Consider the following 22450-nt stretch of genomic DNA (forward strand, 5'->3'; position numbering starts at 1 on the left):
GCATCACCCGGGGGGACGTGGACGGACGTCGTGGGACCGGTCCCACCGGGATAGCGTGGGCGCATGAGCGCCGACGCCCCCGGCCACCGGTCCGTGCCCACCGAGCTGCGCGGCGTCGTGCCCGACCCGCGGACCGCGCCGCCCGTGCGGTGGGGGATCCTCGGTGCGGGCGGGATCGCGTCGACGCTCGCCGACGCCGTGCGGCGGCACACGCAGGGCCGGGTCGCGGCGGTCGGGTCGCGCGACCGGGTCAAGGCCGAGCGGTTCGCGACGGCGCACGGCGTCCCGACGACGCACGTCGGCTACGACGCGCTCGTCGAGGACCCGCAGGTCGACGTGGTCTACGTCGCGACCCCGCACTCGCACCACCGCGAGCACGCGCTCCTCGCGATCGCGGCGGGCAAGCACGTGCTCGTCGAGAAGGCGTTCACGCGCGACGAGGCGCAGGCGCGCGAGGTGCTCGACGCCGCACGCGCGGCGGGCGTGTTCGTCATGGAGGCCATGTGGACGCGCCACCTGCCGCACGTCGCCGCGCTGCGGGGCGTGATCGCGCGCGGCGAGATCGGCGACGTCGTCCACGTCGCCGCGGACCACGGGCAGCGGTTCGCGTTCGACCCCGGGCACCGGCTGTACGCGCCGGCGCTCGCCGGTGGAGCGCTGCTCGACCTGGGGGTGTACCCGGTGTCGTTCGCGCACGACCTGCTGGGCGCGCCGTCGTCCGTCACGGCCGTGGGTGCGCTCACGGAGACGGGCGTGGACGGGCAGGTGAGCGTGGTCCTCGGGTACGACGGCGGGGCGCAGGCGACGCTGTCGACGACCCTGTGGTCGCGCACCGCGACGACCGCCGTGGTCTCGGGCACCGAGGGGCGCATCGAGGTCGACGGGGACTTCTACGCGCCGACCTCGTTCCGGGTGGTGCGGCTCGACGGGACGACGTGGTCCTACGCCGGCACGACCGTCGACGGGTTCCAGTTCGAGGCCGCGGAGGTGGCGCGGCGCGTGGCCGCGGGCGAGACGCAGAGCCCGCGCATGTCGTGGGACGGGACGCTCGAGGTGATGCGCACGCTCGACGAGGTGCGCCGCCAGGTCGGGGTCGTGTACCGGGGGAGTAGCGGCGGGCCGCGCGGGCGCGGCTGCGGGGCGTCGGGTCAGTCGGTGTGCTCGACGACGTAGCTGCGGCCGTCCGGGCCGGTCACCCGCTCGAAGCGGGTCCGCAGCGCGTGCTCGCGCTCGCGCTCGGCGTCGGAGACGCCCCGGCCGTCCGCGTCCTGGCGGCCGACCTGCGCGGGCCCGAAGACCGGCAGGAAGCTCTCCGTGATGCGCAGCCCGAGCGGTCGCGGGTCGGGGGTGCGGGGGCGTCGTGCCATCGTCGCGCTCCTGATATTTGGTGGGCCAACCATTGGTGGACCACACGATAGCGCGGCGCGGACTACCCTGGCCACGTGACCGACGCGACGACCCCGCCCGAGGACCCGCTCGCCCTGGAGGCGCAGGTGTGCTTCGCGCTGTCCGCCGGCGCGCGCGGGATGGTCGCGATGTACCGGCCGCTGCTCGAGCCGCTCGGCGTCACGCACCCGCAGTACCTCGTCCTGCTCGCGCTCTGGCAGGACGACGCGGCGGGCACGACGACCACCGTCACCGCCCTCGCCGACCGGCTCCACCTCGACCCCGGCACCCTCTCGCCGCTGCTCAAGCGCCTCGACGCGCTCGGCTACGTGCGCCGCGCCCGCTCCGCCGCCGACGCCCGCCAGGTCCACGTGACCCTCACCGACCAGGGCCGGGCGCGGCGCGCCGACGCCGAGCGCATCCCGCCCGCGATCGTCGCCGCCACCGGCCTGAGCCTCGACGAGCTCGCCCAGGTCCACGCCGCCGCGGCGAAGGTCGTCGCGGCCGCCGCGCGCGCCGGGGCCTACTGACCAACCCGACCCGCGTCGTCGACCACGCCCGGCGTCGGGTGTCCGGCGTCAGGCGTCGGTGACACGCACGCCGTCCGGCCCGACGGCGAGCCGCACCGCCACGAGTCCGGGCGCGAGGGCGTCCGGGGCCGGGTCGGTGGCGGCGAGCTCCTCGGCGGAGTGCGTGCCCGTCACCGCGAGCACCGCGCACCCGGCGGCGCGCGCCGCCGCGATCCCCGCCGGGGCGTCCTCCACCACGAGGCAGCGGGCCGGGTCCACGCCGAGGCGCCGCGCGCCGAGCAGGAACGGGTCCGGGTCCGGCTTGCCGCGCTCCACGTCGTCCGCCGTGACGAGGACCGCGGGTGCCGCGAGCCCCGACGCGCGCACGCGGACCGCCGCGAGCGGAGCCGTGCACGACGTGACGATCGCGCGCCGCTCCTCCGGGAGCGCGGCGAGCGCGTCCCGTGCGCCCGGCAGCACCGTCACGCCCTCGTCGTCGGTGAGCTCGAGCTCGTGCAGCCGGTCGAACGCCGCGTCGACCCGGTCCGGCGGCAGCACGGCGGCGAGCACCGTCCGGGCGGGCGTCCCGTGCGGGATCGCGAACTCGTCCGGGTCCGGGATGCCGTGCTCGGCCGCCATGCGGCGCCAGCTCCGGTCCACCGCGGGGACGGAGTCGACGAGCGTGCCGTCCATGTCGAACAGGACGGCGTCGAACGTGCGGCCCGCGAACGCGGCGCCGGGTGCGGGGATCGCGGTCATGCGTCGAGGCTAGCCGCGGGGCGTGGTGTCCGACGCCGCGGCTAGGGTGGTCGCCGTGAGCGCACCCGGGTACTTCGTCTCGTTCGAGGGCGGCGACGGCGTCGGCAAGTCGACGCAGGCGCGCCTGCTCGGGCAGTGGCTCGGCGAGCTGACGGGACGCGAGGTCGTGCTCACGCGCGAGCCGGGCGGCACGTCGCTCGGCACGGAGCTGCGCGCCGCGGTGCTGCACGGCGAGGACATGGACCCGCGCACGGAGGCGTTGATCTACGCGGCGGACCGCGCGCACCACGTCGCGAGCCTCGTGCGGCCCGCGCTCGCGCGCGGAGCGATCGTCGTCACGGACCGGTACCTCGACTCGTCCGTCGCCTACCAGGCGGGCGGGCGCGAGCTCGGCGCGGACGAGGTCGAGCTCATCTCGCGCTGGGCCGTGCAGGACCTCATGCCGGACGTGACGATCCTGCTCGACCTGGAGCCGTCGGTCGCCGCCGCGCGGATCCGCCGCGAGCACGACCGGCTGGAGCGCGCGGGCCTCGACTTCCACCGCCGTGCGCGCGAGGCGTTCCTCGCCCGTGCGGCGGCCGCGCCCGAGCGGTGGCTCGTGCTCGACGCGTCCGCGCCGGTCGACGACCTCCAGGCGCAGATCCGGGTGGACGTCGCGGCGCGCCTGGACCTGACGCCGGTCGTCGAGGAGGCGGAGGACACCGTCGCGGCCGAGCCGGACGACGGGTTCGACGACTCGGAGAGCGCCATCGGCTACGAGCCCGGCTCCGGCCGGGCCGACCACCCGGCCCCCCGCGCGGACGGGACGCGGTCCGCATGAGCGTCTGGGACGACGTCGTCGGTCAGGAGCAGGCGGTCGCGACGCTGAGCGCCGCCGTGGCCGACCCCGCGGCGATGACGCACGCGTGGCTGCTCACCGGCCCGCCGGGCTCGGGCCGGTCGAACGCGGCGCGCGCGTTCGCCGCCGCGCTGCAGTGCGAGCAGGGCGGGTGCGGGGTGTGCCAGGCGTGCCGCACGGTCCTCGCGGGCACCCACCCCGACGTGACGCTCGTCGCGACCGAGCTCGTGACGATCAAGATCGAGGAGGTGCGCGAGCTCGTCACGGTCGCGAGCCGCAGCCCGTCCCAGGGCCGGCGCCGGGTGATCGTCGTGGAGGACGCGGACCGCATGAGCGAGCGCACCACGAACGTGCTCCTCAAGGCCGTCGAGGAGCCCGCCCCCCACACGGTGTGGGTGCTGTGCGCCCCGAGCCCGCAGGACGTGCTCGTGACGATCCGGTCGCGCTGCCGCGGCGTCGTGCTGCGCGTGCCGCCCGTCGACGCCGTGGCCCGCCTGCTCGTGGAGCGCGACGGCGTCGACCCCGCCCTGGCGGAGGAGGCCGCGCGGGCGGCGCAGAGCCACGTCGGGCTCGCGCGGCGGCTCGCGCGGGACGCGGACGCGCGCTCGCGGCGGTCGTCGGTGCTCGCGCTCGCCCGCCGCATCCGTGGCGTCGGCGACGCGGTGCTCGCGGCCGGCGACCTCGTGGAGCTCGCCCAGGCGGAGGCGCGGGCCGCGACCGAGGAGCGGGACGCGGACGAGAAGGCGGAGCTGCTGCGCGCGCTCGGCGTGACCGACGGGGAGACGCTGCCGCCGCGCCTGCGGTCCCAGGTGCGCGAGCTCGAGGCCGACCAGAAGCGTCGGGCGACCCGGCACCAGCGCGACGTCCTCGACCGGGCGATGGTGGACCTGCTGTCGCTGTACCGGGACGTGCTCGTGGTGCAGCTCGGTGCGGACGTCGACCTCGTGAACACGGGTCTCGCGGAGACGGTCCGCACCCTCGCGGCGGACTCGACGCCGGAGCAGACGGTGCGGCGCATGGACGCGATCGGGGTCGCGCGCGAGCGGCTGGAGGGCAACGTCGCGCCGCTGCTCGCCGTCGAGGCGATGACGATCGCGCTGCGGCCCCAGGGCTGAGCGGCGCCGCTAGTCCTGGGGCGCGGCCGCGCGGAGCTTCTCCAGGAGCGGCCCCGCGGCCTCGTCGAGGAACTGCTGCTGCTTCTGGTCGCCGATCTGCACGATCCCGACGTCGGTGAACCCGGCCTCCCAGTAGGCCGACACCGCCTCCACGACGGCGTCGAGGTCAGGGCCGCACGGGATCGACGCCGCGACGTCCTCGGGCCGGACGAACCCGGTCGCGCGGGCGAACGCCTCCGTCGTGGGCAGGTTGGCGTTGACGGGCCATCCCAGCCCGAACCAGCGGAACTGCTCGTGGGCGCGCTGGACGGCGGTGTCGACGTCCGGATCCCAGGAGATGGGGATCTGGCCGATCTTGCGGGAGGGCTCGAGCGCGGCGTCGGACCGCAACGACTCCCACTGCTGCACGAGGTCCGGCTTCGGCTCGGTGGCGATCAGGTGGTCGGCGACGGTGGCGAACTGCCCGACCGACTGCTCGCCGGACACGGCGACACCGATCTGCACCGGCTCGTCGGGCACGTCCCACAGCCGCGCGGAGTCGACGCGGAAGTGCTGGCCCTCGTAGGTGAGGAAGTCGCCGGTGGAGAGCTCGGTGATGATGTCGACCGCCTCGACGAGCATGGCGTGGCGTTCGTCCACGGCGGGCCAGCGTTCGCCGACGACGTGCTCGTTGAGGTTCTCGCCCGCGCCGAGACCGAGCGTGAAGCGGCCGTCGGAGAGGAGCCCGACCGTGGCGGCCTTCTGGGCGACGACCGCGGGGTGGTACCGCAGGGTGGGGCACGTCACGTAGGTCATGAGGCCGACGCGCTCGGTCGCGTGGGCGACGGCGCCCAGGACGGACCACGCGTAGGGGGAGTGCCCCTGCGTGTCGAGCCACGGGAAGTAGTGGTCGCTCATCACCTCGTAGTCGAACCCGACGCGCTCCGCCTGCTCGGCGTAGCGGACGAGCTCGCGCGGGCCGGACTGCTCGGTCATGAGGGTGTAGCCGAATCGGGTCATGATCCGATCGTGGGTCGGGCCGGACCGCCCCGCACGTGGTGGGGAGGCCCGGCCCGGAGGTCCCGGCGTTCGCCGCCCGGAGCGGCACCGCGTCAGGCGGCGAGGGCCTTGGCCTTGAGGTGGGCGAACTCCTCGGGCGTGATCGCCCCGGAGTCCAGCAGCGCCTTGGCGTTCGCGATCTCCTCGGCCGGCGAGGACCCGGCCACCTTGCGGATGTACGCGTCGGTGTCCTGCTTGGCCTGGGAGACGGCGTCGACCTGGCGCTCCGCCATGCCGCGGCCGCGCGCGATGAGGTAGATCAGCGCCGTGAGCACCGGGAGGAAGATGAGGAAGAGGATCCACACCGCCTTCCACCAGCCCGACAGCTCCTTGTCACGGAACAGGTCCGCGACGATCTGGAACAGGACGATGAGGTACGCGATGAAGAAGAAGCTCCAGACGAGCAGCCAGAAGAAGTCCCAGAAGTCCATGTTTCCGCCCTTTCTCGACGAGTACCGCCCTTCGGCCGGAACGTTTCAGGAGGACGGCTACAGGGCAGAAGGTAGCGATGTCGGGCGAAGTGCGCGCGCTGAACCCTGACGTTCACCCGGTGCAGGTGCGGCTGCCGGGACGCGCAGGAGGCGAGAGGATGGCACGACCCGCACATCCCGACGTCGGAGGGACCCGCCGATGACCACCACCCACCCCCGCGCACGCCGACCCCTGGTGGTGCTCGCCGGGCTCGTCGCCGTCGTCGCCGTGCTCGGCGCCTGCGCGACGTCGACGGACGGCGGCGGGAGCGCGTCGGGCACGCCGTCGACCGATCCGGAGTCGCCCGGGACGACCGCAGAGCCGTCGCCGTCGCCCGAGGAGACGGCGACGCCCGCGCCGGACGCGGCGACCATGGCCGTGGAGGCGGGCGCCGTCGGACGCGGCCTGCCGCCCGGCGCCGACGCGCCGCTCGGCGGGGGGACGGGTGCCGCGTGGAGCGCGGAGCCCGGCCTGCTGTACGTCGTGACGTTCGGGTCGAGCAGCTGCCCGCTCGTCGCGGAGCCCGACGCCGCGGTGCGGGGCGGGGAGGTCGTCGTGACGTTCGAGGAGATCCCCGGGGGCACGCCCTGCACGATGGACCTCGCGCCCGCGACGTCGGTCACCGCCGTGCCGGCCGACGTGGACTCGTCCGCGGAGGTGACGGTCGTGCTCGGGAACCAGGGGAGCGTCGTCCTGCCGCCCGCGGAGCCGGGCACCCCCGGCCGGGCGGTGTGGGTCGCCGCGCAGTGACCCGAGCGGTCACCCGGGTCGTGACCGGGCGAGGTCTCAGGGCCCCCGCGGTGAAGAGGGCGTGAAGGGCCCACGACGGCGTCCGGAGGGTGCCCGGCGCGGCGCGGCCAGCGGCTACCGTTGCCGGGTGAAGTCCCGCCGCGCCCTGCTGTGCGCCTCGTCCCTCGCCCTCGCGCTCGTCGTCGGGGCGTGCTCCGCCTCACCCAAGTCGCAGACCCCGGCGGACGAGGCCGCGGCCTCCGGGAGCGCGCAGGGCACGGGGGAGAGCGGGCCCGCGGGCTTCGAGGACTACTACGCGCAGTCGCTCGCCTGGGAGGACTGCGGCGGCGGGTGGGAGTGCGCGACGGCGGTCGCCCCCCTGTCGTGGCAGGACGCCGGCTCCGGGGACGTCGAGATCGCGGTCAAGCGGCTGCCCGCGAGCGGGGAGCGCGTCGGGTCGCTGCTGACGAACCCGGGCGGCCCCGGCGCGTCGGGCGTCGAGTTCGTCTCCGGCGCGGCGTCGATGGTCGGGGAGCGGGTCCTGGAGGCGTACGACCTCGTCGGGTTCGACCCGCGCGGGGTCGGGTCGTCGAGCGCCGTGCAGTGCCTCGACGACGCCGCGAAGGACGAGGCGCTGAGCACCGAGTTCGACGTGCCCGACGGCGCGGCGGGCGTCGAGCAGCGCCGCGCCGCCTACGCGGAGTGGGCGCGGGCGTGCGCGGACGGCACGGGCGCCCTGCTCGCCGAGGTCGACACGCAGAGCGCGGCGCGCGACATGGACCTGCTGCGCGCCGTCCTCGGCGACGAGACCCTGACGTACCTCGGGTACTCCTACGGCACCCAGCTCGGCGCGACCTACGCCGGCCTGTTCCCGGACCGCGTGGGCCGCCTGGTGCTCGACGGCGCGATCGACACGACCCTGAGCGCCGCCGAGACCAGCGAGCAGCAGGCCGTCGGGTTCGAGAACGCCCTGCGCGCGTACGTCGAGGACTGCCAGGCCGGGGGGGCGTGCCCGCTCGGCGGCGACGTCGACACGGGCATGAGCCAGGTCCGTCAGGTGCTGGACCGGGCCAAGGAGAACCCGTTCCCCACGACGTCGGGGCGGTCCGTCACCACCACCCTCGCGTTCTACGGCGTCGCGGTGACGCTCTACAACGACCAGAGCTGGCCCGCGCTCACCCAGGCGCTCACCGAGGCGATCGACGAGGGGACCGGCAACACCTTGCTGTACCTCGCCGACTTCTACAACGACCGCGAGGCCGACGGGTCCTTCAGCACGAACTCGGCCGAGGCGTTCCGCGCCGTCGGGTGCCTCGACGGGCGGGAAGACACCGACCCCGACGTCATGGAGGACCAGCGCGAGCGGATCGAGGCGGCCGCCCCGACCATGGGGACGTTCTTCACCTACGGCGCGCTGCGCTGCGCCGACTGGCCCGCTCCCGTCGCCGAGCCCGAGTTCGACGTCCACGCGAGCGGCGCCGCCCCCGTCCTCGTCCTCGGCACGACCAACGACCCGGCCACGCCGTACGTGTGGGCGCAGGGCCTCGCCGACGTGCTCGACTCCGGCGTCCTCGTGACGTGGGAGGGCGAGGGCCACACGGCCTACGGCCGCGCGAACGCGTGCCTCGAGGACACCGTCGACGACTACCTCGTGGACGGCACCGTGCCTGAGGACGGGCTGGTCTGCTGACCGCCCGGAGCCGCTTTGGAGTCTGGGCGGTTCGCCGGGTACAGTAGGCGCTCGTTGCCAGCGGTTCGCGGAGCGGACCGGGACGCAGCACGCCGCCTTAGCTCAGACGGCAGAGCGATTCACTCGTAATGAATAGGTCGTGGGTTCGATTCCCACAGGCGGCTCGCTAGGAGGCCCGGAACCCTCGTGGTTCCGGGCCTTCGTCGTGCGTGCCCGCATGTTCGTCCGCGAGCGCCGTCAGGGCACCAGCACGAGCAGGTAGTCGACCTCGCCGTCGGGGTCGGGGCGGCGCTCGTAGCGCTGCGCGTGCTGCGGCGGGTCGGTCTGGGTGAGGATGTGCGTCGTCGTGCCCTCGGCGGGGTCGTGGACCACGTGCCCGGACCAGTCGAGGGCGTCGTCGTCGAGGGTGGTGGTCCGGCCGTCGAGGTCGCCGCCGACGTAGCGCGCTGTCCAGGTCATGGCGCCACCCTGCCACGCGTGGCGGGGCGTGGCACCCGGGCGGCGGACGGTCAGCCGGCGCGGCGCAGGAGAAGGATCGCGCCGCCCGCCGCGGCCGCGACGAGCCCGCCGACCCCGGCGACGGCGAGGCCCGGGAACGCGGCGTCGGGGGCGGGCGGCGCGCTGCGCTCGCCCGCGGCGACCAGCGGGGTGCGGGACGGTTCGGGCCGGGGCGCCGTGGCCCGCGTGGTGGGTGCCGTCGTCGTGGGCTCGGCGGTCGGCTCGGCCTCGGTCCTCGTCGGGGAGGCGGTCGGCGTGCTCGACGGCGCGGGTGCCGGGGCGGCGTCGACCGTCTCGGCGGGGGCGGGCGCGACCTGGACGGGCGACGCGGTGGCGGTGCTCGACGGCAGGGGGACGGGTGATGCGGTCGCGGTGGCCGTCGCCGTCGCCGTCGCCGTCGGTGACGGTGACGCGGTCGGCTCGGGCTCGTCGTCGCTGCACACCGGGTCGTCCCCGGCCCACCCGGCGAACTGGTCGTCGAGACCGGTGAGGTGCACCCACACGACGCACCACCCGTCGCGGTACGCGCCGCGGCCGGGGACGTCGAGCTCGAGACGACCGTCCGCGACGTCGTCCGGGCCGTAGCCGCTGCCGAGGTAGCGCAGGCGCGAGCCGTCGAGCGCGGTCACCGCGTAGTTCAGCCAGCCGCGGCCCTCGTCGACCTGGTCCGCGTCGAACGTGACGTGCTCCGGGGTGACGACGAGCTCACCGCCGCGGGCCGCCCACGCCGGTGCGCAGGTCCCGGCGAGGAGCGCCAGCGCCACGGGCGTGATCGCGACGGCGCGGGCTGCGGCGCGCATGGGGACCTCCGGGTTCGCGGGGACGGACGGGCCACATCGTACGCACGCCGCGGGGCGCCGTCGGACGCCGGACGGGCCGCACGCCGTCCCACGCTGTCAGAGGGTCGCGAGCCAGGCGAGCAGCGCCTCGCAGACCGCCCCGTCCTGGTTCCTCAGGTCGTGCGCGCCGGTCAGCTCGACGCGCGTCACGGGGCCGGGGACGGCGGCCGTGTGCTCGGCGAGCTCGTCCGGTGTCGCGAACGGGTCGGTGCGGCCGGAGACGAACAGCGCGGGCACCCGGAGCTGCGGGAAGTGGTCGACGCGCAGCCGGTCCGGCCGGCCCGGCGGGTGCAGCGGGTAGCTGACGAGCGCGAGCCCCGCGGCGGGCAGGCCCTCGGCGACGGCCATCGAGCACATGCGCCCGCCGTACGACCGGCCGCCGAGCACGAGCCGGTCCGTCGTCGTGTCGAGCTCCTCGGCGAACGCCTGCGCCTCGGCGCGCACGTGCGCGACGGCGACCGGCGGCCGGTCGGGCATCTTCTTGCCGGCGAGCCGGTAGGGGAAGTCGACCCGCCGCACCGGGACGGGCTCGGGGAGCGCCGCGAGCGCCTCCTCGATCGCGACGAGCGCGCGGTGGTCACGGCTCGCGCCCGCGCCGGGCGTGAGCAGGACGCCGGCGACGGGCGGTCGGGCGGAGGGGGTCGTCATCGCCCCAGTCTCCCAGCGCCGTCGGCCAGACACGCCGCGAGCACGGGGTTGCTCGCGCTTCACCACGGGGTTGCTGTCGTTCTGAGCGCGTTCACGACAGCAACCTCGTGCTCGGCAGACCCTCAGGCGTCGGCGAGCCGGGCGGGGTCGAGGTCGACACGGCGCAGGAGCTGGGCGTTGGCGGCGACGACGACGGTCGACGCTGACATGAGGATCGCGCCCACCGCCATCGGCAGGACGAACCCGACCGGGGCGAGCACGCCCGCGGCGAGGGGGACGGCCGCGATGTTGTACCCGGCGGCCCACCACAGGTTCTGACGCATCTTCCGGTACGACGCGTGGGACAGCTCGATGACGGACAGCACGGCACGCGGGTCCGAGCCGGCGAGGATCACCCCCGCCGAGGCGACGGCCACGTCCGTGCCCGCGCCGATCGCGACGCCCACGTCGGCCTTGGCGAGCGCCGGGGCGTCGTTCACGCCGTCCCCGACCATCGCGACGACGCGGCCCTCGTCCTGGAGCTGCGACACCTTCGCGTCCTTGTCCTCGGGCCGCACGCCCGCGAACACCTGGTCGATGCCGAGCTCGCGCGCCACGGACCGGGCGACGGGCTCGGCGTCGCCGGTGATCATGACGACGCGCAGGCCGCGCCGGTGCAGCGCGTCGACGGCGTCGCGGGACTCGGGCCGGACGGCGTCGGCGAGCGCGAGCGCGCCGACCACCGTGGCGTCGTCGTCCGTCCCGGTGACCACGTGCAGGACGGTCGCGCCGTCGTCGGCCCACGCCGCGGCGTCGGGCAGGGGGTCGAGCCCGCGCTCGCGGAGCAGCGTCGGGCCGCCCACGGCGACGTGCCGCTCCCCGTCCCGGCCGCGGACCGTGGCCTCCACGCCGACGGCGGTGAGGGAGCGGAAGCCCGACGCACGCGGGACGTCGACGCCGCGCTCGGCGGCCGCGGCGACGATCGCGCGCGCGAGCGGGTGCTGGCTGTCCGCCTCGGCCGCGGCCGCGAGCGCGAGCAGGTCGTCCTCCGTGGTGCTGCCCGCCACGGCGACGTGCGTGACCGCCGGCTCGCCCGCGGTGAGCGTGCCCGTCTTGTCGAACAGGACGGTGTCGACGGCGCGCATGCGCTCCAGCGCCAGCCGGTCCTTGACGAGCACGCCCGCGCGCGCCGCGCGCTCCGTCGAAATCGACACGACGAGCGGGATCGCGAGCCCCAGCGCGTGGGGGCACGCGATGACGAGCACGGTGATGGCCCGGATCAGCGCCTGCTCCGGGGTACCGAACGCGAGCCACAGCACCACCGTCAGCGCGGCCGCGCCCAGCGCGTACCAGAACAGCCAGCCCGCGGCCCGGTCCGCGAGACGCTGCGTCCGCGTGGACGACGACTGCGCGTCCGCGACGAGACGCTGGATGCCCGCGAGCGCGGTGTCGTCGCCGACGGCCGTGACCCGCACGCGCAGGGCGTCGTCGGTCGCGACGGTCCCCGCGACGACCGGGTCGCCGACCCCGCGCCGGACCGGGCGCGACTCCCCGGTGATCATCGACTCGTCGACGTCGGCGTCCCCCTCCGTCACCTCGCCGTCGGCCGGGACACGGCCGCCGGGGCGCACGACCACCAGGTCGCCCGCGCGCAGGTCCGTCGGGGAGACCGTGGTGACGGTCCCGTCGTCGGCGACGCGTTCCGCCTCGTCGGGCAGCAGCGCGGCGAGGGAGTCGAGCGCGGACGCGGTCTGCGCGAGCGAGCGCATCTCGATCCAGTGGCCCAGCAGCATGATGACGACGAGCAGCGCGAGCTCCCACCACACGTCCAGCTCGTGCGCCAGGAGGCCGAGGCTCGCGCCGAGCGAGGACACGAACGCGACCGTGATCGCGAGCGAGATGAGCGTCATCATCCCGGGCGCGCGACCCCGCAGCTCGTCCACCGCGCCGCTCAGGAACGGGCGCCCGCCCCACAGGAAGATCACGGAGCCCAGCACCGGCGAGACCCAGGCCACCCATGCGGCGTCGGGCAGGTCGTAGCCGAGGAGCGTCGCGAACATCTCGCTCAGCGCGACGGTCGGGACGGCGAGCGCGAGCATGACCCAGAACAGCCGGCGGTACTGCGCGACGTGGGCGCCGTGCCCCGCGTGCCCGGCGCCGTGCCCCGCGTGCTCGTCGTGCGAGGTGTGCTGCTCGTGCGAGGTCTGCTCCGCGTGCTCCACCGGTGACTCCTTCCGTCGTATACCCCTACGGGGTATGCACGTCGCCCACCATGCCCCCTCGACATCCGTTCGTCAAGTGGCGCACGACGACGAGGTCGGCGGACCCGACCGAGGTCGGCAGCGCGGGGCTGCCGATCTCGACCAGGTCCGCCGACCTCGTGCCGGGGCGGGCGGGGTGCTCTACCGGTGGGTGCCCTCCAGGTGGGGGAGCACGTGCCGCGCGTAGCGGTCGGCGACGGTCGCCACGACGTCGCGCGGGTCCGCGTCCCAGACGTCCTGGTGGAAGATCTCCGTCTCGACGTCGCCGGTGTACCCGGCCTCGGCGACCCACCGCGTGATCGTGGGGAAGTCGACGTAGCCGTCGCCGGGGTACCCGCGCGACAGGAGCGGGTCGGGCGCGAGCGGGAGCACCCAGTCGCACACCTGGTAGCCCGCGAGCCGACCCTCGGCGCCCGCGCGCGCGACGCCCCCGCGCAGGTCCGGGTCCCACCACACGTGGTACGTGTCGACGACGACGCCCACGGCCGCCGGGTCGAACGGCGCGGCGAGGTCGAGGGCCTGGCCGAGCGTCGAGACGACCGCGCGGTCCGCGGCGAAGATCGGGTGCAGGGCCTCCAGGACGATCCGCACGCCGTGCTCGGTCGCGAACGGGACGAGGTCGCCGATCCGGTCGGCGACCCGGGCGCGCGCGGCGACGACGTCCCGGTCCTCCGGTGCGGCCTCCGGGCGCGGGCCCTGGCCCGGCGTGCCGTTCGCGGGCAGGCCCCCGACGACGAACACGAGCTCGCGCGTGCCGACGGTCGCGGCCTCCTCGATCGCGCGGCGGTTGTCGTCGAGCGCGGCGGCGATCCCCGCGTCGTCCGGCGCGGTGAGGAACCCGCCGCGGCACAGCGACGACACGCGCAGCCCGGCGTCGGCGACGACCCGCGCCGCGCGCGCCGCGCCGGTCTCCTGCACCCGGTCGCGCCACAGCCCGACGGCGCCGTACCCCGCCTCCGCGGCGAGCGCCACGGCCTCCTCGAGCGTCGCCCGCTTGACCGTCGCGGTGTTGAGCGAGCAGCGCGTCAGGTCCGGGGCGGCGTCGCGCGGGATGCCCGACGGCGCGTGGCCCGGGCTGGTCGTCCCCGGGTCGCGCCCCGCGGTCGTCGTGCTCATCGGGTCACCCCGTTCGTGTCGAGGAACGCGCGCGTGCGCTGCGCGGCGAGGTCCGGGTCGAGCAGCAGCCCGGCCCGGTCCGCGAGGCGCACGAGCGTCACGAGGTGCGCGACCGACCGCCCCGACTGGAGCCCGCCGACCATCTGGAACCCCGGCTGCGCGCCGTTCAGCCAGGACAGGAACGCGATGCCCGTCTTGTAGAAGAACGTCGGCGCGGCGAACACGTGCCGACCCAGCGACTCCGTCGCCGCGAGGATCGCGTGCGCGCGGTCGGGGCGGCCCGCGTCGAGCGCCTGCAGCGCCGTCGACGCCGCGGGGTAGATCGCCGCGAAGATGCCGAGCAGCGCGTCCGAGTGCAGGGTGCCGTCGCCCACGACGAGCTCGGGGTAGTTGAAGTCGTCGCCCGTGTAGAGGCGCACGGCCCCGGGGGCGCTCTGGCCGGTGCCGGTCCGGTCGGCGCTGTCGAGCGCCGCGAGCCGCGCCCGCAGCCCCTTCTCGTGGTCGGCGTCGAGCAGCGACACCTTGACCCCGTCGACCCGGTCCTGGTGGGCGCGGATCAGGTCGACGAACACGTCGGTGGCCGCCGCGACGTCGTCCCCGGTGCCCCAGTAACCCGCGAGCGCCGGGTCGAACATCGTGCCGAGCCAGTGCAGGATCACCGGCGAGCCCGCCTCGGCGAGCACCGCGTCGTAGACGCGCGCGTAGTCCTCGGGCGAGCGTGCGACGTGCGCGAGCGCGCGCGACGCCATGACGATGACCTGCGCGCCGGCGTCCTGGACCACGTGCACCTGCTCGCGGTACGCGTCCACGACGGCGGCGAGCGCGGCGGGGTCGCCGGGTTCCCAGCGCGCGACGACCGCGGGGTCGAGCTGGTCGGTGCCGGCCCCGCACGCGACCCGCGCGCCGACCGAGCGCGCCTCGGCCGCGGACCGTCGCACGAGCTCCTGCGTGGCCGCCCAGTCGAGCCCCATGCCGCGCTGCGCGGTGTCCATCGCGTCCGCGACGCCGAGTCCGTGCTCCCAGATGCGGTGGCGGTACGCGAGGGTCGTGTCCCAGTCGACCGCGGCGGGCGCGCCCGGGACGTTGTCGGCGCCGACGTGCGGCACGACGTGTGCCGCCGCGAAGGCGACGCGCGAGGTGATCGGTGCGGTCGGCGTCGTCCACGGCCCGGGGACGAGGAGCTCGCGCACCTCGGTGCCCGCGACCCGCCCGTCGTCGGCGAACCGTGGCAGGTGCACGACGGCGCCCGACCCGTCGCGGTCGCGGACCTCGCGCCCGCCGGGGAGGGGGGTGGTGGTCGGAGCGCTCACAGCGCGATCTCCGGCACGTCGAGGCGGCGTCCCTCGGCGGACGAGCGCAGGCCGAGCTCGGCGAGCTGCACGCCGCGCGCCGCCGAGAGCAGGTCGAAGCGGTGCGTGCGGCCGGCGGCGACGTCGCGGAGGAACTCCTCCCACTGGGCCTTGAAGCCGTTGTCGAGGTCGGCGTTCGCGGGCACCTCGAGCCACTGCTCACGGAACGGCTCGGTGACGGGCAGGTCCGGGTTCCAGACCGGCTTCGGCGTGTGGGCGCGCTGCTGCGCGACGCACTTGCGCAGCCCCGCGACGGCGGAGCCGTGCGTGCCGTCCACCTGGAACTCGACCAGCTCGTCGCGGTACACGCGCACGGCCCACGACGAGTTGATCTGCGCGACGACCGGGTCCCCGCCCGGGGTCTCGACCTCGAAGATGCCGTACGCCGCGTCGTCGGCGGTCGCCGTGTACTCCTGGCCCTGCTCGTCCCAGCGCGTCGGGATGTGCGTCGTGGTCTGCGCGGTGACCGTGCGGACCGAGCCGAGGATCCCCTCCAGCACGTAGTTCCAGTGGCAGAACATGTCCGTCGTCATGCCGCCGCCGTCCTCGGCGCGGTAGTTCCACGACGGGCGCTGCGCGGCCTGGTGGTCGCCCTCGAAGACCCAGTAGCCGAACTCGCCGCGCAGCGACAGGATGCGGCCGAAGAACCCCTCGTCGACCAGGCGGCGCAGCTTGACGAGCCCGGGCAGGTAGAGCTTGTCGTGCACGACGCCGGCCGTCACCCCGGTCTCCTCGCGCAGCCGGGCGAGGTCGACCGCCTCGGCGAGCGTCTCCGCCGTCGGCTTCTCCGTGTAGACGTGCTTGCCCGCCTGCATCGCCTTCGTGAGCGTCTTCGCGCGCAGCGCGGTCATGGACGCGTCGAACACGACGTCGGTCGCCGGGTCGGTGATCGCGCCGTCGAGGTCGGTGGTCCAGTGCTCGACGTCGTGCAGGGCGGCGAGCTCGCGCAGCTTCGACTCGTTGCGGCCCACGAGGACGGGCTCGACCTGCAGGCGCGTGCCGTCGGGGAGGGTGACGCCGCCCTGCTCGCGGATCGGCAGGATCGAGCGCACGAGGTGCTGGCGGTAGCCCATGCGGCCGGTCACGCCGTTCATGGCGATGCGCAGGGTGCGGGTGGTGGTCATCGGGACGGCTCCGTCCTGTCGGTCGCGACGTCGGCCGCGAAAGGCGTCCTCCGAGCGTATGGAATGCGCTTTCCGCTGTCAACGGGCGCGCCGCGGGAGAACGCGCGGCCGCGCGAGGTACTACCTCGGCTGACCGGTACTACCTCGCGTGGCCGCGGTTTACCCTCGCGGTCCTGGGCGCGCCTCCGCCGGTCCGGTGCTACGCGGGCAGACGGGTGGAGTCGCGCAGCACGACGTCGCCGCGCACCTCGACGCGGTCCGTGCCCCGGTCCCGTCCGCTCGTGCCCGTCGCGCCCGGCGTGGCAGAGGGTCCGGCGCCCGTCGCGCCCGGCGTGGCCGAGGGACCGGCGACGGTGACGCCCGGGGGGAGGTCGTCGCCCGGGGGGAGGCCGAGGGCGAGGCGCAGGGCGACGCGGCCGAGCGTGACGAGGGGGATGCGGACGGTCGTGAGGCCGGGCACGACGTCCCGGAGCGTGACGATGTCGTCGAACCCCGCGACGGCGACGTCGTCCGGGACGCGCAGCCCGGCGTCGCGCGCCGCGGCCATCGCGCCCACGGCCATGACGTCGTTCACGGCGAGCACGACGCGCGGGCGGGGCGTGCCCGCGTCGAGCAGGGCGCGCATGCCGGCGTACCCGCCGTCACGCGTGAAGGCGCACGGCACGACGGCGCGCGGGTCGACGGGGGAGCCGAGCGCCGCGAGGGCCTCCGTGCAGCCGGCGACGCGGTCCCGCGCGGTGCGGTGCCCGGGAGGTCCGGCGAGCACGCCGAAGGACCGGTGGCCCAGGCCGTGGAGCGCCGTCGCGAGGTCGGCGGCGCCCTGCCGGTTGGCGACCTCGACGACGGGCAGCGTGCCGAGCGGCTGCCCGACCAGCGCGACCCGGCCCCCGCCCTCGCGGTACCTCTCGAGCGCGGCGAGCAGCGCGGCGTCGTCGTCGCCCAGCCGTCCGCCGCCGAGCACGACGACGCGGGCCCGCTGGCGGTCCATGAGCTCGACGAACGCCGTCTCACGGTCGGGGCGGTGCTGCGTGCTCGTGAGCGTGACGATGAGGCCCTCCTGCTCGGCGGCGTCGGCGACCCCGGCGGCGAGGGAGGAGAAGTACGGGTCGGCGATGTCGTGCACCACGAGCCCGACGGTCGTCGTGCGGCCCCGCGCCATGGCCTGCGCGCTCGGGTCGGGCGTGTAGCGCAGCCGTTCCGCGGCCTCGAGGACGCGCTGGTGCAGGTCGGCACGGACCGTGCGGGTCGCGCTGCCGTTGATCGCACGGGACGCGGTGGCGAGCGAGACGCCCGCCTCGCGTGCGACGTCGCTCAGGGTCGGTCCGGCCACGGGGCCAGGGTACCGGGCGGCGCGGGCGTGCGGCGGGCGGTCCGGGACCGCCGAGCGGCTGCCCGGTGGCCGGGCTAGCGTCGGGGGCGGACCGGCGGAGGGAGCCCCATGGGACGGACGACGACGCGCAGCACGGACGGCACGGACGGCACCGACGGCACGGGTGGCGTGGCCGCCACGCTCGCGCGGGCCGCCGCGCTCGGTGTCGCGGCGGGCGGGCGCGGCAGCCTGGGTGTCGTCGCCCCGCTGCTCGCCCGTCCCGTGCCCGACGGCCCCTCCCGCACCGGCCCGCGGCGACCCGGCCAGCGAGGGCCCGCACGGCAGAGGCCCGCCCTGCGACGACTCGGCGGTGCGCTGCTCGCCGTGGCGGTCGTCGGCGAGCTGGTCGGCGACAAGCTGCCGAGCACGCCGAGCCGCCTGGACCCGCCCGGCCCGGCGGTGCGCGCGGCGAGCGGTGCGGCCGGGGCGGTGCTGCTCGCGCGTCGGCGCCACGGGGCGGGCGTGACGGTCGTGGCGGCCTGCGTCGGCGCGGCGGGCGCGCTCGCGGGGACGTGGGGCGGGGCCGCGTGGCGGCGGCTCGCCGTCGGGGTGCGGCCCGACTGGCCGGGGGCGGTCGCCGAGGACGCGGCGGCGCTCACGCTCGCCGCCTGGGCCTTGCGCCGCTGAGATCAGTCCCCGCCGACCCCGGTCACGGTCGTCAGGAGGAACGCGCTCTCCTCCAGCGCGAGCACCGCGTGACGTTCGTGCGTCAGCACGCGCAGCTCTCCGGCGCCGAGCTCGGTGTCGCCCTCGCCGAGCGCCGTGACGCGCACGCGGCCGCGCAGCACCTGGATGGAGGCCGCCGGGGGCGAGTTGTGCTCGCCGAGCTCGACGCCCGCGAGCAGGGCGATGATCGTCTGGCGCAGAGGACCGTCGTGCAGCACGACCTCGGCGCTGCGGCCGTGCGGCGCGGACCGCGCCCCGGTGAGGTGGGCGTCCGTGAGGAGGTCGACGTTCGTCATCGGCGGGCTCCAGGGTCGGGGTTCTCATCCTGCCGCGTGGCGCGCACGACCGCGCGGGCGGCTGTCGGGAAGAGTGGGGTGCATGCAGGCGGTCTCCGGGTTCCTCGCCGGCCTCGTCGGGCTCCTCGCGACGGCGGTCATGCTCGCGCTCCTCGCCGCGACGGCGCGCCGCGTCATGGGTGCACCCGTCGGGTGGGTGCGCGCGGGCCTCGTCTCCCTGGTCTCCCTCACGGTGGCGTCGTCCGCCCTGACGTACGGGATGCGCCGGGCCGGCTGGGCGACGTCGGACGGGCGGCTCGCCGTCGACCCGCTCGTCGCGCTCGCCGGGATCGCGCTGACGTTCGCGTGGACGTTCGTCCTCGGGCTGTGCGTGCTCCTCGTCCTGGAGCTGCTCGTCCCGACCGGGGCGCTGCCGACGCCGTGGCGCGCGCTGCGCGGGCTGCGGCAGGGGCGGCGCGAGTCGCGCCGCTACGCGCAGGTGGTGACGATCGCGGTGCGGCACGGGCTCGTCGGCGCGGTGCGCCGCACGGCACGCCGGCACGACCCGACGGGTCTCGTCCCGGGCGACGCGGAACGTCTCGCCCGCGGGCTGACGGACGCCCTGGGCGAGGCGGGCGTGACGTTCGTGAAGTTCGGGCAGCTCCTGTCGACGCGGCGCGACCTCCTGCCGCCCGTCTTCGTCGACGCCCTCGCCACGCTGCAGAGCGACGTTCCTCCCGCGCCGTGGCCCGACGTCGAGCGCGAGCTCGTGGCGGCGCTGGGCCGTCCGGTGGACGACGCGTTCGCCCGGCTCGACCCCGAGCCGCTCGCCGCGGCGTCCGTCGGCCAGGTGCACGCGGCGACGCTCGTCGACGGGCGGCGCGTCGTCGTCAAGGTCCGCCGACCGGGCGCCCGCGAGCAGGTCGACCTCGACCTCGCGATCCTCGCCCGCGTCGCCCGCCGCCTCGAGCGGGACACGGTGTGGGGGCGGTCCCTCGGGGTCGTGGCGCTCGCGGACGGGTTCGCCGCGTCGCTGCGCGAGGAGCTGGACTACACGGCGGAGGCGGAGAACACCCTGGCGCTGCGGGCGGCGCTGCGGGTCGTCCCGGACGGCGAGGGCGCGTCGTCGGGCCCGCTCGTGACCGTCCCGGACGTGGTACCGGAGCTGTCGGGACCGGCCCTGCTCGTCCTGGAGCACCTGGAGGGCACGCCGGTCGGGCGGGCGCAGGACGTGCTCGGCGCGCTCGACGAGGCCGCGCGCGCCGGGCTGGCGCGGCGTCTGCTGCGGGCGACGCTGGAGCAGGTGCTCGTCGCGGGCACGTTCCACGCGGACCTGCACCCGGGCAACGTCCTCGTCACGCCCGACGGCGGGCTCGCGCTGCTCGACATGGGCGCGGTCGGGCGGCTGGGGGAGCCCGAGCGTCTCGGGCTCGGCGCGCTGCTCCTCGCCGTCGACGGGGACGACGCGGTCGCCGCGACCGACGCCCTCCTCGAGCTGCTCGACGCCCCGCCGGGGCTCGACGCGCGCCGGCTGGAGCGCGCCGTCGGGCAGGTCGTGCTGCGCTTCCGGGCCGGTGCGGCGGTGGACGCGTCGTTCGGCACGCTGTTCCGCCTCGTCACGGACGCGGGGTGCGCCGTCCCGCCGCAGGTCGCCGCGGCGTTCCGCACGTTCACGGCGCTCGACGGGACGTTGCGCCTGCTCAGCCCCGGGTTCGACCTGGTCGCCGGGGCCCGGGACGAGGCGGAGCCCCTGGTGCGCCGGCTCGTCACGCCCGACGCGCTGCGGCGCAAGGTGACGCAGCAGCTCGTCGGGCTCGCCCCCGAGCTGCAGCGCCTGCCGCGGCGCGCCTCGCGCCTCGTGAGCGACCTGGAGGCCGGTCGCCTCGCCGTGAACGTGCGCGTGCTCGCGGACCCGCAGGACCGTGCGTTCCTCACCGGGCTCGTGCGGCAGGTGGTGTCCACGGTGGTCGCGTGCGCGGCCGTGGTGGCGGCCGTCGTCCTGCTCGTGGCCGACGGCGGCCCCCGCCTCGGCGACGACGTCGCCCTCTACCCGGTGCTGGGGGCGGCGCTCGGCTTCGCCGGGACCGTCCTCGGCGTGCGGGTGCTCGTCTTCGCGTTCCGGGGCGACGCCGGGCGGTGACCCGCGCTCAGGCGGTCGCGGCGCCGTCGGCCGGCGGCTCGGCGGTCGGCGGCGCCGCGGTCGGCGGGGCGTCGACCGGCGGTGCCGGGCGGGGCGGTCGCACCACGGTGACGGGGCAGTGCGCGTACTCGACCGCGTGCCGGGTCACCGAACCGAGGAGGAGGCGGTCGAAGCCGCCCACGCCGCGGCTGCCGAGAACGAGTCGGCCCGCGTGCGAGGAGGCCTCGATGACGCCCTTCGCGGCGTTGACGTGCCGCACCGTGCGTTGCACCTGCTCGGCAGGCAGGTCGACGCCCGCGCGCGCGAGCGCGCCGTCGAGGGCCTTCGCGGCGAACGCCTCGTAGTCGTCGACGGGCGGCGCCCAGCCCCACGAGTCGGGCAGGGGGGCGAGGGTGACGATCTGCCAGCAGAACAGGGCCTCCAGCGTCGCGCCCGTGCGGCGCGCCACCTCGGCGCCGTGCCGGAGCGCGAGGACGGACGTCGCCGACCCGTCGACCCCCACCACGACCGGCCCGTCGCGCGCCGGGTCCGGCCCGCGGACGACCGTCACGGGCACGGTCGCGTGCTGCGCCACCGCGGTCGTCACGGAGCCGACCACCATGCGGCTCACCCGCCCGCGCCCGCACCGCCCGACGACGAGCTCGTCCCCGGCGTCCTCGGCGAGCGCGAGGAGGGCGGGCGCGGCCGTGCCGCGCAGCTCCACGGGGTCGACGGCGACCGCGTCCGGCCCGAGACCGGTGCGCCCGCGCGCGGCCTCGACCCACCCCGCGACCGCCGCGACCCGGCGGGCGGCACGGGCGTCGTCGTCCCCCGTGTCGTCGTGACCCGCGTGCCGTCCCGGGTCCCACGCGAGCGCGGCCGTGAGCGGCCCGCCCCGCGACGCGGCCTCCCGCAGCGCCCAGTCGAGCGCCGCGTCCGACCCGTCCGACCCGTCGACGCCGACGACCGTGCCGTCCATCCGGTCCACCCCCTACGTCCCGTGCTGCTCGTCGTCGTGCAGGATCGCCCGCAGCGGACCCGTGACGACGTCGACCTGGTCCACCAGGTCGACCGGCCCGGACACCACGACGCCCCGCCCGCCCGCGACGACGTACACCGCGGCGCGGTCCCGCAGGACGCCGCGCCGGGACGGCAGGGCGACGTCGTCCACGACGAACGGCACGTCCTCCAGCGGCGTGCGGTCGACCTCGTCGACGATCGCGCGCATCGCGGCGCGGTAGGCCTGGTAGTTGTCGAGGAGGTGGTCGTCGTCGCCCGCCTCCGCGTCGAGCGGCGCGGCGAGCGCGCCGGACAGCGCGGTGCGCACGATCTCGTCCGCCTCCGTGTCGGTCGCGCGCACGCGCAGCGTCTCGACGTCGAGCGTCTCGCCCGCGAACGACACGTACGACCGCAGGAAGCGCTCGTCCGTCGGGTCGGGGGCGTCCTCGGCCCAGCCGGTGAGCGTCTCCTCGTCGAGGTCGAGGCCCCACGTCAACGGGTCGGACACCTCGGCGACGTCGCCCTGGAACCGGGCGACCACGTGCTCCCACGGGGCCGGGGACCCGGGGGCGCGGTGGACGCCGCCGGTCGGCCGGTCGTGGCGCGGCGACGACTCCTCGGGGTGCTGCTCCTGTCCGGGCATCGCGCGTCCCACCCTCCTGCCGGGCCGTGC

23 protein-coding genes and 1 tRNA gene are annotated in these 22450 nt (G+C 76.2%); 9 read left to right on the forward strand and 15 right to left on the reverse strand.

Annotated elements, in window-relative coordinates:
- Positions 1–63 precede the first annotated feature (63 nt).
- Entirely contained in the window at positions 64–1173 is a 1110-nt protein-coding gene (locus LGQ04_RS01715) for a Gfo/Idh/MocA family protein (RefSeq protein ID WP_229241743.1), read from the forward strand.
- Here the strand turns inward: LGQ04_RS01715 and LGQ04_RS01720 are convergent.
- Positions 1149–1367, reverse strand: coding sequence for a hypothetical protein (locus tag LGQ04_RS01720; RefSeq protein WP_229241744.1), 219 nt, complete (start codon positions 1365–1367; stop codon positions 1149–1151). The genes LGQ04_RS01715 and LGQ04_RS01720 overlap by 25 nt on opposite strands.
- 75 nt (positions 1368–1442) lie before the next feature.
- On the opposite strand from LGQ04_RS01720, the gene LGQ04_RS01725 reads away from it, so the two are divergent.
- Positions 1443–1916, forward strand: a complete 474-nt coding sequence (locus tag LGQ04_RS01725; RefSeq protein WP_229241745.1) for a MarR family winged helix-turn-helix transcriptional regulator — start codon at positions 1443–1445, stop codon at positions 1914–1916.
- A gap of 48 nt (positions 1917–1964) precedes the next feature.
- Here LGQ04_RS01725 and LGQ04_RS01730 read toward each other — a convergent pair whose 3' ends face one another.
- On the reverse strand, positions 1965–2654 hold the full coding sequence (locus LGQ04_RS01730; RefSeq protein WP_229241746.1) for an HAD-IA family hydrolase: 690 nt from the start codon (positions 2652–2654) through the stop codon (positions 1965–1967).
- 55 nt (positions 2655–2709) lie between these two features.
- Here LGQ04_RS01730 and tmk point away from each other — a divergent pair, with 55 nt between their 5' ends.
- Together tmk and LGQ04_RS01740 are read left to right on the forward strand one after the other, a co-directional pair.
- The gene (gene tmk, locus LGQ04_RS01735; protein ID WP_308016326.1) at positions 2710–3474 is read left to right on the forward strand and encodes a dTMP kinase; all 765 of its coding nucleotides are present in this window, start codon (positions 2710–2712) and stop codon (positions 3472–3474) included.
- Positions 3471–4607 (forward strand): DNA polymerase III subunit delta', encoded by a 1137-nt coding sequence (locus LGQ04_RS01740; protein WP_229241747.1) that lies wholly within the window; start codon positions 3471–3473, stop codon positions 4605–4607. The genes tmk and LGQ04_RS01740 overlap by 4 nt, the downstream gene beginning before the upstream one ends.
- 9 nt (positions 4608–4616) lie before the next feature.
- On the opposite strand, the gene LGQ04_RS01745 is transcribed toward LGQ04_RS01740, so the two are convergent.
- Together LGQ04_RS01745 and LGQ04_RS01750 are read right to left on the reverse strand one after the other, a co-directional pair.
- Positions 4617–5606: a TIGR03557 family F420-dependent LLM class oxidoreductase gene (locus tag LGQ04_RS01745; RefSeq protein ID WP_229241748.1), complete on the reverse strand. Its 990-nt coding sequence runs from the start codon at positions 5604–5606 to the stop codon at positions 4617–4619.
- 92 nt (positions 5607–5698) lie between these two features.
- A complete protein-coding gene (locus LGQ04_RS01750; RefSeq protein WP_229241749.1) occupies positions 5699–6076 on the reverse strand; it encodes an SHOCT domain-containing protein in 378 nt (125 codons plus the stop codon).
- A 199-nt stretch (positions 6077–6275) separates the two neighbouring features.
- On the opposite strand from LGQ04_RS01750, the gene LGQ04_RS01755 reads away from it, so the two are divergent.
- The 3 genes from LGQ04_RS01755 to LGQ04_RS01765 all read left to right on the forward strand — a co-directional run bounded on the left by LGQ04_RS01755 (position 6276) and on the right by LGQ04_RS01765 (position 8699).
- Positions 6276–6866 (forward strand): hypothetical protein, encoded by a 591-nt coding sequence (locus LGQ04_RS01755; protein WP_229241750.1) that lies wholly within the window; start codon positions 6276–6278, stop codon positions 6864–6866.
- 127 nt (positions 6867–6993) lie between these two features.
- Positions 6994–8535: an alpha/beta hydrolase gene (locus LGQ04_RS01760; RefSeq protein ID WP_229241751.1), complete on the forward strand. Its 1542-nt coding sequence runs from the start codon at positions 6994–6996 to the stop codon at positions 8533–8535.
- Between the two features lie 91 nt (positions 8536–8626).
- Positions 8627–8699 (forward strand) — tRNA-Thr (locus LGQ04_RS01765).
- Positions 8700–8772: 73 nt separating this feature from the next.
- Here the strand turns inward: LGQ04_RS01765 and LGQ04_RS01770 are convergent.
- The 8 genes from LGQ04_RS01770 to LGQ04_RS01805 form a co-directional block, all read right to left on the reverse strand.
- Positions 8773–8994, reverse strand: a complete 222-nt coding sequence (locus LGQ04_RS01770) for a hypothetical protein (RefSeq protein WP_229241752.1) — start codon at positions 8992–8994, stop codon at positions 8773–8775.
- 50 nt (positions 8995–9044) lie between these two features.
- Complete coding sequence (locus LGQ04_RS01775; RefSeq protein WP_229241753.1) at positions 9045–9833, reverse strand: hypothetical protein; 789 nt, start codon at positions 9831–9833, stop codon at positions 9045–9047.
- A 96-nt stretch (positions 9834–9929) separates the two neighbouring features.
- Positions 9930–10520, reverse strand: a complete 591-nt coding sequence (locus LGQ04_RS01780; protein ID WP_229241754.1) for an alpha/beta hydrolase family protein — start codon at positions 10518–10520, stop codon at positions 9930–9932.
- A gap of 122 nt (positions 10521–10642) precedes the next feature.
- Positions 10643–12721, reverse strand: coding sequence for a heavy metal translocating P-type ATPase (locus LGQ04_RS01785; RefSeq protein ID WP_229241755.1), 2079 nt, complete (start codon positions 12719–12721; stop codon positions 10643–10645).
- Positions 12722–12901: 180 nt separating this feature from the next.
- Complete coding sequence (locus LGQ04_RS01790; protein WP_229241756.1) at positions 12902–13876, reverse strand: sugar phosphate isomerase/epimerase family protein; 975 nt, start codon at positions 13874–13876, stop codon at positions 12902–12904.
- Positions 13873–15114, reverse strand: a complete 1242-nt coding sequence (locus LGQ04_RS01795; RefSeq protein WP_372469930.1) for a dihydrodipicolinate synthase family protein — start codon at positions 15112–15114, stop codon at positions 13873–13875. The genes LGQ04_RS01790 and LGQ04_RS01795 overlap by 4 nt, the downstream gene beginning before the upstream one ends.
- Before the next feature lie 68 nt (positions 15115–15182).
- The gene (locus tag LGQ04_RS01800) at positions 15183–16349 is read right to left on the reverse strand and encodes a Gfo/Idh/MocA family protein (RefSeq protein WP_229241757.1); all 1167 of its coding nucleotides are present in this window, start codon (positions 16347–16349) and stop codon (positions 15183–15185) included.
- A gap of 199 nt (positions 16350–16548) precedes the next feature.
- Complete coding sequence (locus LGQ04_RS01805) at positions 16549–17679, reverse strand: LacI family DNA-binding transcriptional regulator (RefSeq protein WP_229241758.1); 1131 nt, start codon at positions 17677–17679, stop codon at positions 16549–16551.
- A gap of 108 nt (positions 17680–17787) precedes the next feature.
- On the opposite strand from LGQ04_RS01805, the gene LGQ04_RS01810 reads away from it, so the two are divergent.
- Positions 17788–18345 carry a hypothetical protein gene (locus tag LGQ04_RS01810; RefSeq protein ID WP_229241759.1) on the forward strand — a complete coding sequence of 186 codons (558 nt, stop codon included), beginning with the start codon at positions 17788–17790 and terminating at the stop codon, positions 18343–18345.
- A 2-nt stretch (positions 18346–18347) separates the two neighbouring features.
- On the opposite strand, the gene LGQ04_RS01815 is transcribed toward LGQ04_RS01810, so the two are convergent.
- Entirely contained in the window at positions 18348–18680 is a 333-nt protein-coding gene (locus tag LGQ04_RS01815) for a cupin domain-containing protein (protein ID WP_229241760.1), read from the reverse strand.
- A gap of 82 nt (positions 18681–18762) precedes the next feature.
- Between LGQ04_RS01815 and LGQ04_RS01820 the strand changes: the two genes are divergently transcribed.
- On the forward strand, positions 18763–20799 hold the full coding sequence (locus tag LGQ04_RS01820; RefSeq protein ID WP_229241761.1) for an ABC1 kinase family protein: 2037 nt from the start codon (positions 18763–18765) through the stop codon (positions 20797–20799).
- A 7-nt stretch (positions 20800–20806) separates the two neighbouring features.
- Here LGQ04_RS01820 and LGQ04_RS01825 read toward each other — a convergent pair whose 3' ends face one another.
- Entirely contained in the window at positions 20807–21757 is a 951-nt protein-coding gene (locus LGQ04_RS01825; RefSeq protein ID WP_229241762.1) for a universal stress protein, read from the reverse strand.
- Positions 21758–21769: 12 nt separating this feature from the next.
- Positions 21770–22420, reverse strand: a complete 651-nt coding sequence (locus LGQ04_RS01830; RefSeq protein WP_229241763.1) for a hypothetical protein — start codon at positions 22418–22420, stop codon at positions 21770–21772.
- Positions 22421–22450: the final 30 nt, after the last annotated feature.

Source organism: Cellulosimicrobium marinum, assembly GCF_020551945.1.
Taxonomy (GTDB): Bacteria; Actinomycetota; Actinomycetes; order Actinomycetales; family Cellulomonadaceae; genus Cellulosimicrobium; species Cellulosimicrobium marinum.

Coding starts and splice junctions, on each gene's coding strand:
- LGQ04_RS01830 (WP_229241763.1), bottom strand. CDS start 22,420: ATGCCCGGACAGGAGCAGCACCCCGAGGAGTCGTCGCCGCGCCACGAC.
- LGQ04_RS01810 (WP_229241759.1), top strand. CDS start 17,788: ATGGGACGGACGACGACGCGCAGCACGGACGGCACGGACGGCACCGAC.
- LGQ04_RS01790 (WP_229241756.1), bottom strand. CDS start 13,876: ATGAGCACGACGACCGCGGGGCGCGACCCGGGGACGACCAGCCCGGGC.
- LGQ04_RS01745 (WP_229241748.1), bottom strand. CDS start 5,606: ATGACCCGATTCGGCTACACCCTCATGACCGAGCAGTCCGGCCCGCGC.
- LGQ04_RS01730 (WP_229241746.1), bottom strand. CDS start 2,654: ATGACCGCGATCCCCGCACCCGGCGCCGCGTTCGCGGGCCGCACGTTC.
- LGQ04_RS01750 (WP_229241749.1), bottom strand. CDS start 6,076: ATGGACTTCTGGGACTTCTTCTGGCTGCTCGTCTGGAGCTTCTTCTTC.
- LGQ04_RS01755 (WP_229241750.1), top strand. CDS start 6,276: ATGACCACCACCCACCCCCGCGCACGCCGACCCCTGGTGGTGCTCGCC.
- LGQ04_RS01825 (WP_229241762.1), bottom strand. CDS start 21,757: ATGGACGGCACGGTCGTCGGCGTCGACGGGTCGGACGGGTCGGACGCG.
- LGQ04_RS01820 (WP_229241761.1), top strand. CDS start 18,763: ATGCAGGCGGTCTCCGGGTTCCTCGCCGGCCTCGTCGGGCTCCTCGCG.
- LGQ04_RS01770 (WP_229241752.1), bottom strand. CDS start 8,994: ATGACCTGGACAGCGCGCTACGTCGGCGGCGACCTCGACGGCCGGACC.
- LGQ04_RS01740 (WP_229241747.1), top strand. CDS start 3,471: ATGAGCGTCTGGGACGACGTCGTCGGTCAGGAGCAGGCGGTCGCGACG.
- LGQ04_RS01715 (WP_229241743.1), top strand. CDS start 64: ATGAGCGCCGACGCCCCCGGCCACCGGTCCGTGCCCACCGAGCTGCGC.
- LGQ04_RS01780 (WP_229241754.1), bottom strand. CDS start 10,520: ATGACGACCCCCTCCGCCCGACCGCCCGTCGCCGGCGTCCTGCTCACG.
- LGQ04_RS01815 (WP_229241760.1), bottom strand. CDS start 18,680: ATGACGAACGTCGACCTCCTCACGGACGCCCACCTCACCGGGGCGCGG.
- LGQ04_RS01800 (WP_229241757.1), bottom strand. CDS start 16,349: ATGACCACCACCCGCACCCTGCGCATCGCCATGAACGGCGTGACCGGC.
- LGQ04_RS01775 (WP_229241753.1), bottom strand. CDS start 9,833: ATGCGCGCCGCAGCCCGCGCCGTCGCGATCACGCCCGTGGCGCTGGCG.
- LGQ04_RS01720 (WP_229241744.1), bottom strand. CDS start 1,367: ATGGCACGACGCCCCCGCACCCCCGACCCGCGACCGCTCGGGCTGCGC.